The following is a 13,791-nucleotide window of genomic DNA, read 5'->3' as shown; positions in this document are numbered from 1 at the left end:
GCTGGCCGCGCCCAACCTGTGCAACTGGAGTCAGTCGTGAGTTCTCAAGTCGTCATCGTCGGCGGTGGTGTGATCGGCAGCTCGATCGCCTATTTCCTGCGCGCCACCGATCCCACGGTATCCGTGACCGTCATCGAGCGCGACCCCACCTATGCGCGATCGTCGTCGGCGTTGTCGGCCGCGTCGATTCGCCAGCAGTTCTCGACGCCGCTGTCGATCGAGATGTCGCTGTTCGGTATCGACTTCCTGCGCACGATCGGCGAACGCCTGGAAGTGGACGGCCACCAGCCGTCGATCGACCTGCACGAAGGCGGCTACCTGTTCCTCGCGACGCCGGCCGGCGATGCGACGCTGCGCGAGAACCATGCGCTGCAGACGAGCCTCGGCGCGGATATCCGGCTGATGGATCGCGATGCGCTGCGCGCGAAGTTTCCGTGGCTGAACGTCGACGATCTCGTGTCGGGCGCGTATGGCGTGAGCGGCGAAGGCTGGTTCGACGGCTACGGGCTCGTGCAGGCGCTGCGCAAGAAGGCGCAGGCGCTGGGTGCGCGCTATGTGCCGTCCGATGTGAAGGAAGTGGTGCGCGACGGCCGCAAGGTGACGCAGGTGGTCACGGCCGACGGCGAACGCTATGCGTGCGACACGCTCGTCAACGCGGCAGGGGCGTGGACGCGCACGCTGTCGTCGATGATGGGCATCGACATCCCGGTGTATGCGCGGCGCCGCAGCATCTTCAACGTGTCGTCGCCGGCGAAGCTCACGGATTGCCCGCTGCTGATCGACCCGACGGGGGTGTATTTCCGGCCGGAAGGGCGCACGTATATCTGCGGGACGTCGCCGAGCCCGGACCGCGACCCGGACGACCTGCCGCTCGACGAAGTCGACCACGACCTGTTCGACGAGGTGATCTGGCCGACGCTCGCGAATCGCGTGCCGGAATTCGAGGCGCTCCGCGTGGAGAACTGCTGGTCCGGGTACTACGAGTACAACGTGTTCGACCACAACGCGATCATCGGGTATCACCCGGAACTCGACAACGTCGTGTTCGCGAACGGCTACAGCGGCCACGGGCTGCAGCAAGGGCCGGCGACGGGGCGCGGGGTCAGTGAACTCATTCTGGGCGGGCGTTATGACACGCTCGACCTGTCGACGCTCGGCTGGGCGCGCGTGCTGGAAAACCGGCCGATCGTCGAAAAGAACGTCGTGTAGCGCGGCGTAACCCGCCCGGTGTGGTGGGCGGGATTCTCCTTGTGTCTCACCTCATTGGCCCGACTGTGTCGGGCTTTTTTTGTTGCGCGTGCAATTGCGCGTGTCAGCCGACACCGTAGATCGCGTCGCGCAGATCGAGCGTGTACGGGCCGTTCATCCCTTCGTAGAGCGTGTTCGACAGCGATACGACGGTGAGCCCGCGTGCGCGGTCGACGAACCACGAATGACCGTAGACACCGCCCCAGCGCCACGTGCCCGGGGACTCCGGCGACAGCGCCGCGCGCGGGTCGCGCAACACGGAAAACCCGATCCCGTAACCCGCACCGGGCAGGTCGGGCAACTCGAGGTTGCCGGTGTGGACGCGGCCCATCTCGTCGACCAGGTCGGCCGGCAATACCGCGCCGCCGCCTGCCCGCAGCGTGTCCAGCACGTTCAGTACGTCGCCGGCGGTGCCGACCATCCCGGCGCCGCCCGATGCGAATGCATCGGCATTGAGCGCGCGCGACGGCGAGTACGTCACGCCGACGGTGCCTTCGAAGATGGGTACGGTTTCGTTTTCGGCGAGCCGGTGTGGCTGCGGCGTGTCGTTGACGTAAGGCGTCGCGAGCCGCGCGGAATCGCGTGCGACGAATCCCGTGTCGCGCGTGCCGAGCGGGCGGAGCACGAGCGTATCGACCGCATCGGCAAGCGGCAGCCCGCTGGCGGCCTCGATCACCGCGCCGACCACGTCGATCGAGAGCGAATAGTTCCAGCCGGTGCCGGGCGCGTACTGCAACGGCACGCTCGCGATCCTGCGCATGTTTTCGGCGAGCGTGATCGATGCGCCATCGAGCCCGTCGGAGACGCCCGCGCGCGCATATGCGCAGGTCGCGTCGGCTTCCGCGAAGCGATAGCCGAGGCCGGCGGTATGCGTGAGCAGGTGGCGCACCTTGATCACCGGCACCCTGCCGTCACGCAGCGCCGGACGGAACTCGGGCAGCCAGCGCGTGACGTCGTCGTCGAGCGACAGCTTGTGCTGTGCAACGAGCGCCATGGCGGCCGCCGAGACGATCGGCTTCGTCACCGACGCGAGCCTGAACAGCGTGTCCTCGCGCATCGGCGTGCGTGCTTCGCGGTCGGCGAACCCGGCCGCGCGGCGATAGACGAGTTCGCCGTCGCGTGCGACCAGGACGACCACACCGACGAGGCGTTGCGTGTCGAGTTGGCGGGACAGGACCGCATCGACGCGCTCGGCGAGCGCGGGATCGGTAGACGGCTGCAGTGACGAAGCTGAAGAGGAGGTCATCGAAGGTTCCGTCGTGAAGAGTCTGGTCGACATGTTATGGGCTGCGTGCCGCACGCGTCGTTAACCCTTACACGGAACAGGGCTACGTGCACCCCACTGGCCGGCGCCGACGCGCATCGAACCGGATTGCGGACAAAATATGCCCCAATCGGCCGGCGGCGTTCGTTAGAATCTGCTTTCGTCGAGGAAATGACGCAGTTGCATTGGTGCAGAGCAGTATCGAGTCGCAGGCGCTGCGCGCCCGGATTCCATCGTTCATCTTTCACCGGAGGCGAGCATGCCAGGATTACTTCCCGATGTTGACCGCGAGGGGCTCCTCGAATATTCGGTGGTGTACACCGATCGCTCGGTCAACCATATGTCGCAGCGCTTTCAGGGTGTCATGCGCGACATCTCCGGCACGCTGAATAAAGTCTACAACGCGAAGTCCGTCGTGATCGTCCCCGGCAGCGGGACGTTCGGCATGGAAGCCGTCGCGCGGCAGTTTGCAACGAACAAGAAGTGCCTCGTCATCCGCAACGGCTGGTTCAGCTTCCGCTGGTCGCAGATTTTCGACATGGGCAGCATTCCGTCCGAAACGACGGTGCTGAAGGCGCGCCCGGTCGAAGCGGGACGGCAAGCCGCGTATGCGCCGGCTCCGATCGACGAAGTGGTCGCCGCGATCAAGGAGCACAAGCCGGATCTGGTCTTTGCGCCGCACGTCGAAACTGCTTCCGGGATGATGCTGCCCGATGGGTATCTGCGTGCGGTGGCCGACGCCGTGCATGCGGTCGGCGGCATGTTCGTGCTGGATTGCATCGCGTCCGGCACGGTGTGGGTCGACATGCAGGCCAGCGGCGTCGATATCCTGATCAGCGCGCCGCAGAAGGGTTGGAGCGCGTCGCCGTGCTGCGCGATGGTCATGCTCAGCGAGCTTGCCCGCGAACGTATCGATGGCACTACCAGTACCAGCTTCGCGTGCGATCTGCGCAAGTGGCTGCAGATCATGGAAGCGTATGAGGGCGGCGGGTTCGCGTACCACGCGACGATGCCCACGGACAGCCTCACGACGCTGCGCGACGTGATGAAGGAAACCGAGGCGTACGGCTTCGACAAGGTGAAGGCGGAGCAACTCGAGCTCGGCGAGCGTATTCGTGCGTTGCTGGCTGAGAAGGGATTCCGGAGTGTCGCGGCGGAAGGGTTCGAGGCGCCGGGTGTCGTGGTCAGCTATACGGACGACGACGGGATTCGAACCGGGAAGAAGTTTGCAGACGTTGGTTTGCAGATCGCGGCCGGCGTTCCGTTGCAGTGCGACGAGCCGGAGGATTTCAAGACCTTCCGTCTGGGGTTGTTCGGTCTCGACAAGCTGCATGATGTCGATGGGGCGGTTGCGCGGTTTGCGGACGCGCTGGAGCGGATTCTCTAGGTCGACCGCGCGAAGCCCCGGAGCTGAGGATGAGCGCCGCGTCGTGCGCCAATGGCGCCCGGGGACTACACGCTAGCCGCGCTCGCTTACGAATACGGGGTTCCCCTGTCGAGCGACAAGCGCGCAATCTATCCCGCAGAAGAGCGCGCTCAGCCGGCGCGCATTCCGTAACAAACAGTTGTGCAGAGAGGGGACGGGGAGCATGCGACACCGCTTGCGCTCCCCGTCCCCGGTGATACTCGCTACTCGGTCCGGCAGGCCGCGCGGAGCCGTACGACAACCGCCACGATCCGCGTCCAGGCAGTCGCTCTAAGTCGCCTTTTTTACGGCCGGACACTTCTGACGCCTGGGGCCCATCGCCGAGCAATTAACCGATGTTTTCTCCTTGAGGAATCTGGCCAAGAATGCCATCGTCAATGCTCTTGACCTTCTTGGGATCAAAGTAGAAATTATCGAATGTGGCTTGGTCCGGAATCAAGCGCTTCACGCCATTGGTCACCAACCAAATCGATGAAGACGACTTTGCGCCTCGATAGAGTCCGGCTTCGTTGGTCAGCGGAATGCTGGCAGGGATTTGGTCGATCAGATAATCGCTTTGCTTGACGCCGCTCCAGGACGGGAACAAATTGTCGTATGTAATCGAATCCGGAATCGCCTGGCGTAAACCATTGATAACGAGGTAGATGACAGGGCTGATGCTCGATTTGACGCGTTGTCCGTCGTATTGAAACGGATTGCTGCCGACCAAGCCTTCTTTTGCTTCCTTTTCGGAGACGGTGACGACGTCTTTTTCGGAGTATGCGACTTGCGTGCTCATGTTTATCTCCAGCTTTCTATTGGTTGATTGGTAACCCAATTAAAGAATGAAAACAACCGGCCTTGTCATGATTGGGCTGCCGATTGACTCAAGGTGAATCGATTCGGCAGCTTGATTCTATATGTGTGCTATCCGAACGCAAGATGAAAATCGTCATATATTAATTCTCTTTTATTCATTTGTTATTAATATTCCTGGTTGGTTGTAATAATTTACATTCCTGGTGTAATTATTTCGTTTGGGTAATCTATTGGACAAATTGTGTAGAATGCTGTGCATTCATCGATTAAGGGGTGAATCAGGTTTTTGTAACCTGTGGGACGAGCACGATGTCCGATCTCGACACGCTGCCCGTTCCATGATGGTGGACAGGTATGCCCCCGGGCCTGCCGCGTCGCCAGCTTCATTGCCTGGTTCGACGCACGCGCTCGGGTTTTGTGTTCGCTGTACCCGTGCGCCGCGAGATCGATCTCCATCGACACGGCCAACCTGAAGGGTTCGCATGGAATACGTTGTTCGACAGGAAGTCCCGTCGGTATCCGACTACATCGACATTCGTCTTGCCGCGGGGTTGAGCAGGAAGTCGGAGCGGGCCGCGGCGATCGGGTTGAGGAATGGCCTGTTCAGCGTCGTGGCTTACGGCGATGGCGCCCCGGTCGGAATTGGCCGGGTCATCGGCGACGGCGGCTGTTTCTTCGAGATCGTGGATATCGCGGTATTGCCGGCGCACCAGAAGAAGGGCTTGGGCGACCTGATCATGCGCGCACTCATGCGCTACGTTCACGAAAATGCGCCGCCGACCGCCTATGTCAGCCTGATGGCGGATCACGGCACACCGAAGTTCTACGAGCGCTACGGTTTTCAACCTTCGGTGTTGCCCGAGAAGGCGGGGATGTTTCTGCGCATCACGTAACGTTGAGGCGTCGTATTCCCTGTCGCGGTGCGGCGGCCCGGCGTACGCCGGTGCGCCCGCGCTAATTCGCGCATTCCGGCACCACAGGGTCGTTGCTGCCCGTGTAGATAAAGCCGTCGGAGATCCATTGATTCGAGTCGAGTCGATACCAAAGCCGTGTGGCGCCCCAGTTGCCATTCACGGAGTCGCCATACTTGTGGCAAGCGAGCTGCACGGTGCGCCCATTCTCGAGCGAACCGACGATCGGCGCCGACAATGAAGGCGCGCTGCGCAGATTCGCCTGACCCGGTGCCTGTACACGCGCGCTGACGGGCGTGGACGGATCGCCGGAATCCGCGCTCCCGTAGTTGACCAGCCATGCCTGCGGGGAGACGCGTCGCTGATTGCGAACCGCGTATCCGGAATACGGCGAAGTGCCCTCGAAGAATTGCCAGCCGCCGATCGTCATGCCATTGACGGACACGTCATTGCCATCCTTGCTCAATGAAAAGTGAACATGCGGCCCCGTCGTTTGTCCGCCGCACGGCAGGCCGTTTCCGACGCTGCCGAGATATTCCCCCTGACGGACACGCGTACCGCTGTTCAGCGACGTCAGCTGGACCATGTGGTAATAAGTCGTCGCATAGCCATTGTCGTGAACCACCTTCACGATGGCGCTGCCGTCGCGCTCGCAGCTCTTGTAAAGATAGCCGTCTCGCGCCGCCAGCACGCGGCCGTTGCCACCCGAGAAATCGAGGGAGTTATACGGCCTGCTTTGTCCGGACCAGCCGTGTGCACCGCCCGTCCAATACCATCCGGCATTCGGTTCCCACGGCAACGCAAGGCCCGGTTGCGGCAATGCAGCCGACCGCGGTGCAAGCGATGCGCGTTTCGACGCCAGATTTTTCCGCTCGTCGGCCGCGAGCAGCGTGGGTGGCGCCGCATCGAGCAATTCTGCAAACTTGCTGCTGCCTTCCACACCTGAGATCCATCGGCCATTCACGTTGCGCGCAATGAACAGCTTCGTGACGGGATCGGCGGATTCATCTTCGCGCAGGATTTGTGTCGCAGTGCCAAATACCCACCCGGAAACGTCGTCGGTTTTTATTGCCTCGACCAGGTTGTCGTCCGACCGCGCCGGCAGCGTCAACGTCCTGCCCGATCGCGATTCAAGCGCCTGCCCGATCGAGCGTTGCAACGACGTCTCGATTGGCGCCGCATGAGCGATTTCGGCGAGGCTGGCTGCAATCAGCAGGATTCCAATGAAGTATTGAATCGAATTCGATGCAGAACGATCAAATAAATTGCGCATAGTTAAATGCACCACTGAGAGAGTTTGCAGGAAGTTCATGGCAGCGCCAGCAAGCCTACATCATTCGCCATTCATTGCGAGGAAAATGAAATATATATTGGTGTATTTTTAAATTGGCTGCTTCAGATGAAATTGTTGATGCGATAGTTTTAAAATTATTTGATCACTCGGGAAACCGGAGTCGATTGATCTGGAATCGCCGTACGGGGGCAGCCTCAAATCTGAGGTGCAACACTTTAGCCATCCATCCATGTTCGCGAATGGCAAAGAGAGCGTACCAACAACGGCAACCTGAAGAACGCATGTGAGATCCCGACGTCGACGAATCCGCGATCCATATACGCGAGGCGCAAGCCGCCGGGCGGCCCGGCAAGTTCGTACCGAGGGGCGATGGGACGACCTTTCCGGCCTTTGAAGCAAGGTTGCTGACACGCACGCGCGACGCAGCATTGCGGCGGGCCAACCGGAGCGATTCCAAGGCTCAATGCATCGTGAAATTCGGCGCGGTCACTGGCCAGTGCACATTCACCGGCGATCCGGACGAAACGCCGACCGATTGCGATTGCGACGAGTATCCGTTTGCGTCGACCGAGCAGGGCGCATCAAGTGACCCGGAAGTGTCGGTCAAGCGTATCAATGCGAGCGATAATCGACGCGCAGGCGCTTTTCTCGGAAATTTCTATTTGAACCGGCGCATGCTCGACCAGGAGGCGTTTTACGTCGATGTTGGATCTCCGCAGCCTGCAGCAAAACGTTGAGCCACGGGCGACGAAAACCGCATTTTTGCCGTGGTTCGCAGGCAGCCTTCGAACCACGGCATACAGGCGTTTCGTGCGCTACCGTGTCAAGCAGTACAAGACGTCAGGACACCCTTCCTCGTTCCTGCTTCCATCGCTGTATGTAATCGCAACGAACCCGTGCCGCTCATAAAACGCAGCGGCATCGTGATTCATCTGGAACGTATAGAGCTGGAGCTTGCCAACCGTCTGCGACTTCACCGATTCCAGGAGGGAAGAACCAATCCCTCGTCGCTTGAATTCGGGGCACACATACAACTGGTCAAGCCAGGCTACGCCATCCGTGACAACGTGTGCGGCCATGCCGACTATGCGCTGATCGTTCACGGCAACGGTAACGTTGCCCGACGGCACAAGTATGTTGGCAACCCAATCGCGGACGGCGGATTCGGCGTGCGCGAGCGGCGCATAGGAGGCCAGCGTGTTGCGCGACCGTAGATAGACTTCGGCCACCTCTGCGGCATCAGCTGCAATTGCGCGACGCAAGATCAAGGGCATGTATCTCCCGTTCCGAAGTCTTCAAAGGGTGCACAACGATAGCAGCACGGAATCGAACTTCCAAGATCGCGCAGACTGCGCTGAAACCGGCGAGATCAGATATTCAGCGCGACGTATCGAATGTGCGGTACAGCAAATTAGTAGCGAGATCTCGTTACCGGTTCGCTGCTTCATTCCTGGATTTCCGGGACTCGACATTCCCGTATCATCTGTCCGATTCGCGGGACCCACACGAACTGGCGATTCCGTACAAACGAGAGGACGAGCGATGAAGGGCGAAGGGCGCGGCCAAGGTAAAGCGATCGGGCAAAACGCGGCGGCAGATCCGAAGCGCGCCGGCATCGTACCCGTCACGAAGAGTACCGACCCGCGCGACTACCAGCATGCACCCGGCATCGCAGCCGTCATGCCGAAAGCATTCCCCGACGGCTTTGTCGTCGCAGAGCACCGTCACCCGCGGGCACAACTCGTCTACACCACGACGGGCATCGCCGAAGTCATCGCCTGCCAGTCGCTCTGGATGATTCCGCCGCATCGCGCACTCTGGATTCCGCCCGACCTGCCGCACGCGATGCGCGCCCACGGGCAGCTCGAAATGCGCACCGCTTACGTCGACCCGCAAGCGTACCGATCGGCAACCCCGAATCGGCCAAGCCTGGTCAACGTTTCGCCGCTGCTGCGCGAGTTGATCGTGCGCGCGTCGTCTTTCCCGGTCGAGGTGAAGCCTGACGGACGCGACGATCTCGTCATCCAGCTCATGCTGGCCGAAATCGAATGGTCCCCCGAGCAACCCTTGCGGCTGCCGTCCGGCCGGGACCGGCGTCTTGCCCGAGTCTGCGACGCGATGCTGGCGAATCCGGCCGATCAGCGAACGCTGACGGAATGGGCCCGTGAAGTCGGCGCATCGAGCCGGACATTGGCCCGGCTGTTCACCGCCGAAACCGGCCTGTCGTTCAGCCAGTGGCGCCAGCAGGCCCGGATTTCGGCTGCGCGTCCGCTGCTGGCATCGGGGCACTCGGTGATCACCGTCGCGGCCGAACTCGGCTACGAAACCACGAGTGCCTTCTCGATCGTGTTTCGCCGGTTTGCCGGCATGACGCCCAGCGCGTACGCGAAACTGTCCGATTCCGCGTAGCAAACGTCTTTCCAGCACATGCCGGGCGTGGCGCGTGCCCTTATCGTGTCGGTCATCGAACCCACTGACCGAACGAGGCAAGCCGACATGACGCGACACGACATCGAATTCCTGTCCGAAGCCGCCACGCTGCGTGGCTGGTACTACGAGCCGGCGCGGCGCACCGCCGATACGCGGACGTATCCGGCCATCGTGATGGCGCACGGCTTCTCCGGCGTGAAGGAACAATATCTGGACCGCTACGCCGAGGTGTTCGCCGCCAGCGGCTTTGGCGTGCTGCTCTACGATCACCGGAATTTCGGCGCGAGCGACGGGTACCCGCGTCAGGAGATCGACCCCGTGCAACAGAAGCGCGGCTATCGCGATGCGATCAGCTATCTGCTCACACGCCCGGACGTCGACGCCGGACGCATCGGCATCTGGGGCTCAAGCTACAGCGGCGGCCATGTGCTCGAAGTCGCGGCGATCGACCGGCGCGTCAAATGCGTGGTGTCGCAGGTGCCGACGATCAGCGGGTATCAGTCAGCGTTGCGCCGTACGCGTTCCGATCTGGTGCCGGCGATGCTGGCGCGCTTCGACGCAGATCGCAGGCAGCGATTCGCGGGCGGTCCGCCGGCGATGTTGCCGGCAGTCAGTGCCGATCCCGTGGTGGCCTGTGCGATGGCCGGTGCGGACGCGTACCGGTTCTTCACCGAGTCGGCGGCGCAGTTCGCGCCGAACTGGAAAAACGAAGTGACGCTGCGCAGCGCAGAGATGTCGCGCGAGAACGAGCCGGGCCAAAATGTCGAACGCATCTCGCCCACCCCTTTGCTGATGATCGTGGCCGACCAGGATCTGGTGACGCCAACCGACCTGTGCCTCAAGGCGTGGGGAAGCGCGCTGGAGCCGAAGCGGCTGCTCATGATCAAGGGCGGACATTTCACGCCGTATATCGAGCACTTCGACGCAACCAGTCAGGCGGCGGCGGAATGGTTCAGGTTGCATCTGTCCGGTGTGCGTTGATCGGGCATGTTGAGGCGTTGGCGGTGTTCTCCGCTTGTATGAAAGTCGCCACCGGTTTTGATGGTGGCTGCGTTTGCCTCGCAAGTGGAAAGTTGATGCGCGACCGCGTCGGTCCGACAGCCTGAAGCGACGCTGGCGTACGACACGCGGCGCCGCGCGGTTACACCGGCCGGCTCACGGGCGATGTGTCACCACTTGGCCGCACGCAACCGCGTCCGATGCCTCGTTATATGGAGTAATAGCTGTAATTTGGCCTGAAATTTTCTGTCCGGCGACTCGGGCTAGACTGGTCTCGCCTTGATACCCCCCCAAGGTGTTGTTGTGTTCTCGGCTTGGCCCGCGCTTTCCGGTGCGGGCCAATTTTTCGGGCGGGCGCCACTGGTGGCCGAACGATCGCCGACCGGATGCACATTGGAGGAAACGTAGCGTGACAGCACGCCCGACAGTCCGCGATACCGCCTCGCTCGTGCGGATCGCCGCGTTGAGCGCGGCGGCGGCCGCGACGATGTCCACCATGCCGCCTGCGTTCGCGCAAGCCAGCGAGCCCGTGACCAGCAGCGTATTCGTGCACCGGTCATACGACACGGGCAATAGCGCGATCAACGAAAACTTCCAGTACATCGCGCATCCGCCGATACGGCCGGTTGCCACGAGCGCGCCTCCGGTCACGCGTGGCGCGCACCGCGGCCGACGCGGACAAACGGGCACCACGAATTCGGCAGGTGCAACGGGCGGTGGCGCGAACAACGGGTCGAACAGCGCGGCAATGCCTTTGCCGACCATGCCGGCGGACGGGTCATCCGGCGCGCCCGTTTCGCAGTAGCGGTTATTTCCGAATCCTTTCAGACAAACCTGTCGATTGACGATCCGCCGCAACACCGTGCGCGATTGCCGGTTATCGCCAGGATCATGATGACGTCAGGTAGCACGGTGTGACCGCTCGATGAGGGGTGAGCGGGATGTCTCCTTGTATCTCGCTCGTTGGCCCGACTGTGTCGGGCTTTTTTTGTTGGGTCGCGCACGGGTGTGCCGGCGACGGCTACGTGTGGCAACATCGCGGTGATTTGCACAATCCATCCGGGGCCGGCAGACCCATCTATCCGAGGGGGAGTCATGTTTGACCATGTCAAATTCGGCGTGAGCGACTTTGCAGCCAGCAAGGCGTTTTTCCTGAATGCACTTGAACCGCTTGGCGTCGTGGTGCAGGGGGAGGGCGAGCCTTCGTACGGCATCGAGATTTCTCCGCCGGGCAAGCCGTCGTTGTGCCTGTTCCAGACGTCGGAGAAACCGGCGCATCTTCACATCGCGTTCGTGGCCGATAGCCGGCAGCAAGTCGAGGCGTTCTATCGCGCGGCGCTGGCGGCAGGCGGGAAAGACAATGGCGCGCCGGGGCTGCGGCCGCATTACCACGCGAATTACTACGCGGCGTTCGTCATCGGGCCGGACGGACACAATATCGAGGTGGTTTGTCATCAGGCGGAGGGGTGATCCGCGCAAGCGTGTGGAACGCGGCCATCAATGGAGCGTCCATCTCACGCACTGAAGAACCCGCGCTATCTCGCGAACCGCGTCGACGGGCTCCATGTCCGCGCATTGCCCGGCCGCAACCCTTCATTCGACAGAAGCGGCCGGATCATCGACAATTCGCGGCGATCAAAACATGAGAGAAGGGGGCAGGTGCATGCGCGGGTTCTGTAAAACGCTCGGAGTGATCCTGAGCATGTCAGTCGTTGGCATCGCGGCGGCTCAAGCCGCTTCCAGCGAACTGGCATTTCCGCGTTTCACCCAGGCGGAGGGCCGGACGGATAGCGACGGCCTCCCGCTATCCGGCGCGAAACTCTGCGTGCTTCCCGAGCGTGCGCCGTGCTTCCAGATGCCGCCTGTGCCGCTTCCCAATTCGCCGAAGGAGTTTTACCAGTTCGGACTGATGCCACGCTCCGAACGGTTGCCGATTGCGTCGGGCGGTTCCTGGGTGTTCTTCTCGGGGATGTTCTCGGGTGGCGGCAGCGGGATGCTGGAGCGGGTGGCGATCTTGCGTTATGGCGCGAACGGCAAGATCGAAAACGTGATGCCGGAAGTCACCCAGACGGAGTCGGCCGACCGCGCGATGTGGAAGGTGCCGGACGTGTCGCCCTACCCGGTGTTCGTTCGGGCGGACTTCGTGTGGGCCGACAACGAGGATCATTTCGGCAAGCACTTCTTCGAAGTCGATGCGTGGGTGTTCGATCCCGCAGCCAGCCTGTACAGGAAGCGGTTTTCCTACCGGACGACCAGGCGCTATGAGCGCGGCGACAGCTCGGATCATGTACTGAGCGCCGAGCGTGTGGAAATCATGCGGCGCCTTACCGCCAGCAAGTAACCTGCAGCCGGTGCGCCGGGTATCCGTCGAGACGCATGGCCGTCTTCGGCGGGCCCGGCCGGCCGTTCAACGCAAGGCCGGCTCGTGAAACCCTATCGCTGCGCTTCCCCGTAAGTCTCCCTGCACACCTCGCGCAGCGCCTCGACGAGCAGATCCCGCGCGGGCGAGCGCGAATCGGCCGCGCGAGTGAACAGCGCGATAGGTGGAAGCGTCCACACCAGCGAGTAAGGCACGATCGCCACGCCGGCGATCCGCACCAGTTCTTCCGCGATATCGGCGGGCACGATCGATACGGCCTCGTCGCTCGACGCGATCATTTCGCCGATCAGCTTGGACGAGTAGCTTTCGACGATCGGAACGGGCGGCGCGATGCCGGCCGACAGGAACAGGTCGGTCACCTGTTCGCGCATCGGCGTATGCGGTGCGCCGAGAATCCAGTCGAGCGCGTGCAGCTTGTGCCAGTCGAGCGCGGTGCGGGCCAGTTTCGCGGCAAGACGCCGGCTCGCGATCATGCGCGGCTGCTGCTGGTACAGCACCTCGAAGGAGACCTGGCCCAGGTCGATTGCCGACGACGCTCGCCCGATCACGATGTCGACGCTGTGGTCCCGGAGCTGCAGCAGGAGCTGATCACTGGTGCCTTCGTGAATCGTCACGGTCAGGCGCCGCTCCATGCGCGCTTGCAGCCGCTTGAGCGCCGCCGACAGCATCTGGCCGGAAATGAACGGAATCACGCCGATGTGCAGGTGCGCCGCATGCCCGGCGGCGACGGCCTCCATCTCGCGGGCGAGGTGGTCGAGATCCTTGAGCATCGCCTTCGCCCGCTCGAGCACGACCGCGCCGAGCGCGGTGGGCCGCATTCCGCGCGACGAGCGCTCGAAAAGCGGCGTGCCGAACATGCTCTCCAGCTCGGAGAGGGCGTTGGTCACGGCCGGCTGGCTGCTGGCCATGTGTTCCGCGACGCGCGTCAGCGATCCGTGCTGCTGGATCTGCAGCAACAGCACCAGGTGCCGCATCTTCAGACGCGCGCCCAGCCGCCTGACCACGTCGTTTGCGTCAAAAGTCATTGACTGGTCACGTATG

Annotated in this window: 14 protein-coding genes; 8 read left to right on the top strand and 6 right to left on the bottom strand. The window is 62.3% G+C overall.

Annotated elements, in window-relative coordinates; genetic code table 11:
- Positions 1–36: 36 nt before the first annotated feature.
- Complete coding sequence (locus BCO18175_RS03280) at positions 37–1,209, top strand: NAD(P)/FAD-dependent oxidoreductase (RefSeq protein WP_174915751.1); 1,173 nt, start codon at positions 37–39, stop codon at positions 1,207–1,209.
- 103 nt (positions 1,210–1,312) lie between these two features.
- Here the strand turns inward: BCO18175_RS03280 and BCO18175_RS03275 are convergent, their stop codons facing one another.
- On the bottom strand, positions 1,313–2,494 hold the full coding sequence (locus BCO18175_RS03275) for a serine hydrolase domain-containing protein (protein ID WP_174979359.1): 1,182 nt from the start codon (positions 2,492–2,494) through the stop codon (positions 1,313–1,315).
- Between the two features lie 277 nt (positions 2,495–2,771).
- On the opposite strand from BCO18175_RS03275, the gene BCO18175_RS03270 reads away from it, so the two are divergent.
- Positions 2,772–3,899, top strand: a complete 1,128-nt coding sequence (locus BCO18175_RS03270; RefSeq protein WP_174979358.1) for an aminotransferase class V-fold PLP-dependent enzyme — start codon at positions 2,772–2,774, stop codon at positions 3,897–3,899.
- Between the two features lie 367 nt (positions 3,900–4,266).
- Here BCO18175_RS03270 and BCO18175_RS03265 read toward each other — a convergent pair whose 3' ends face one another.
- The gene (locus BCO18175_RS03265) at positions 4,267–4,716 is read right to left on the bottom strand and encodes a hypothetical protein (protein WP_174979356.1); all 450 of its coding nucleotides are present in this window, start codon (positions 4,714–4,716) and stop codon (positions 4,267–4,269) included.
- A 502-nt stretch (positions 4,717–5,218) separates the two neighbouring features.
- Here BCO18175_RS03265 and BCO18175_RS03260 point away from each other — a divergent pair.
- A complete protein-coding gene (locus BCO18175_RS03260; RefSeq protein WP_174970490.1) occupies positions 5,219–5,629 on the top strand; it encodes a GNAT family N-acetyltransferase in 411 nt (136 codons plus the stop codon).
- A 61-nt stretch (positions 5,630–5,690) separates the two neighbouring features.
- Here the strand turns inward: BCO18175_RS03260 and BCO18175_RS03255 are convergent, their stop codons facing one another.
- The gene (locus BCO18175_RS03255; RefSeq protein ID WP_174979608.1) at positions 5,691–6,920 is read right to left on the bottom strand and encodes a peptidoglycan DD-metalloendopeptidase family protein; all 1,230 of its coding nucleotides are present in this window, start codon (positions 6,918–6,920) and stop codon (positions 5,691–5,693) included.
- 422 nt (positions 6,921–7,342) lie between these two features.
- Between BCO18175_RS03255 and BCO18175_RS03250 the strand changes: the two genes are divergently transcribed.
- The gene (locus BCO18175_RS03250; protein WP_254607954.1) at positions 7,343–7,678 is read left to right on the top strand and encodes a NucA/NucB deoxyribonuclease domain-containing protein; all 336 of its coding nucleotides are present in this window, start codon (positions 7,343–7,345) and stop codon (positions 7,676–7,678) included.
- Positions 7,679–7,756: 78 nt separating this feature from the next.
- Here BCO18175_RS03250 and BCO18175_RS03245 read toward each other — a convergent pair whose 3' ends face one another.
- Positions 7,757–8,215 carry a GNAT family N-acetyltransferase gene (locus BCO18175_RS03245; protein ID WP_174979354.1) on the bottom strand — a complete coding sequence of 153 codons (459 nt, stop codon included), beginning with the start codon at positions 8,213–8,215 and terminating at the stop codon, positions 7,757–7,759.
- 268 nt (positions 8,216–8,483) lie between these two features.
- On the opposite strand from BCO18175_RS03245, the gene BCO18175_RS03240 reads away from it, so the two are divergent.
- Both BCO18175_RS03240 and BCO18175_RS03235 read left to right on the top strand, forming a co-directional pair.
- Positions 8,484–9,350, top strand: coding sequence for an AraC family transcriptional regulator (locus BCO18175_RS03240; RefSeq protein ID WP_174979353.1), 867 nt, complete (start codon positions 8,484–8,486; stop codon positions 9,348–9,350).
- An 87-nt stretch (positions 9,351–9,437) separates the two neighbouring features.
- Positions 9,438–10,352, top strand: coding sequence for an alpha/beta hydrolase (locus BCO18175_RS03235; protein WP_174979351.1), 915 nt, complete (start codon positions 9,438–9,440; stop codon positions 10,350–10,352).
- 174 nt (positions 10,353–10,526) lie between these two features.
- Here the strand turns inward: BCO18175_RS03235 and BCO18175_RS03230 are convergent, their stop codons facing one another.
- Positions 10,527–11,231, bottom strand: a complete 705-nt coding sequence (locus BCO18175_RS03230) for a hypothetical protein (RefSeq protein WP_174979349.1) — start codon at positions 11,229–11,231, stop codon at positions 10,527–10,529.
- Between the two features lie 234 nt (positions 11,232–11,465).
- Between BCO18175_RS03230 and BCO18175_RS03225 the strand changes: the two genes are divergently transcribed.
- Together BCO18175_RS03225 and BCO18175_RS03220 are read left to right on the top strand one after the other, a co-directional pair.
- Positions 11,466–11,840 (top strand): VOC family protein, encoded by a 375-nt coding sequence (locus BCO18175_RS03225; RefSeq protein WP_174979347.1) that lies wholly within the window; start codon positions 11,466–11,468, stop codon positions 11,838–11,840.
- Between the two features lie 232 nt (positions 11,841–12,072).
- Positions 12,073–12,711: a hypothetical protein gene (locus BCO18175_RS03220; protein WP_254607953.1), complete on the top strand. Its 639-nt coding sequence runs from the start codon at positions 12,073–12,075 to the stop codon at positions 12,709–12,711.
- Between the two features lie 92 nt (positions 12,712–12,803).
- On the opposite strand, the gene BCO18175_RS03215 is transcribed toward BCO18175_RS03220, so the two are convergent.
- Entirely contained in the window at positions 12,804–13,775 is a 972-nt protein-coding gene (locus BCO18175_RS03215) for a LysR substrate-binding domain-containing protein (RefSeq protein ID WP_174979343.1), read from the bottom strand.
- Positions 13,776–13,791 lie beyond the last annotated feature (16 nt).

The sequence above is a fragment of the Burkholderia lata genome (assembly GCF_902499335.1).
Classification (GTDB): domain Bacteria; phylum Pseudomonadota; class Gammaproteobacteria; order Burkholderiales; family Burkholderiaceae; genus Burkholderia; species Burkholderia lata_B.
This window is presented reverse-complemented; position numbering and strand designations above follow the sequence as displayed.

Excerpts from the sequence above, each read along its gene's own strand:
- BCO18175_RS03265 (WP_174979356.1), bottom strand. The coding sequence starts at position 4,716 with ATGAGCACGCAAGTCGCATACTCCGAAAAAGACGTCGTCACCGTCTCC.
- BCO18175_RS03260 (WP_174970490.1), top strand. The coding sequence starts at position 5,219 with ATGGAATACGTTGTTCGACAGGAAGTCCCGTCGGTATCCGACTACATC.
- BCO18175_RS03270 (WP_174979358.1), top strand. The coding sequence starts at position 2,772 with ATGCCAGGATTACTTCCCGATGTTGACCGCGAGGGGCTCCTCGAATAT.
- BCO18175_RS03275 (WP_174979359.1), bottom strand. The coding sequence starts at position 2,494 with ATGACCTCCTCTTCAGCTTCGTCACTGCAGCCGTCTACCGATCCCGCG.
- BCO18175_RS03215 (WP_174979343.1), bottom strand. The coding sequence starts at position 13,775 with ATGACTTTTGACGCAAACGACGTGGTCAGGCGGCTGGGCGCGCGTCTG.
- BCO18175_RS03255 (WP_174979608.1), bottom strand. The coding sequence starts at position 6,920 with ATGCGCAATTTATTTGATCGTTCTGCATCGAATTCGATTCAATACTTC.
- BCO18175_RS03220 (WP_254607953.1), top strand. The coding sequence starts at position 12,073 with ATGTCAGTCGTTGGCATCGCGGCGGCTCAAGCCGCTTCCAGCGAACTG.
- BCO18175_RS03240 (WP_174979353.1), top strand. The coding sequence starts at position 8,484 with ATGAAGGGCGAAGGGCGCGGCCAAGGTAAAGCGATCGGGCAAAACGCG.
- BCO18175_RS03235 (WP_174979351.1), top strand. The coding sequence starts at position 9,438 with ATGACGCGACACGACATCGAATTCCTGTCCGAAGCCGCCACGCTGCGT.
- BCO18175_RS03245 (WP_174979354.1), bottom strand. The coding sequence starts at position 8,215 with ATGCCCTTGATCTTGCGTCGCGCAATTGCAGCTGATGCCGCAGAGGTG.
- BCO18175_RS03225 (WP_174979347.1), top strand. The coding sequence starts at position 11,466 with ATGTTTGACCATGTCAAATTCGGCGTGAGCGACTTTGCAGCCAGCAAG.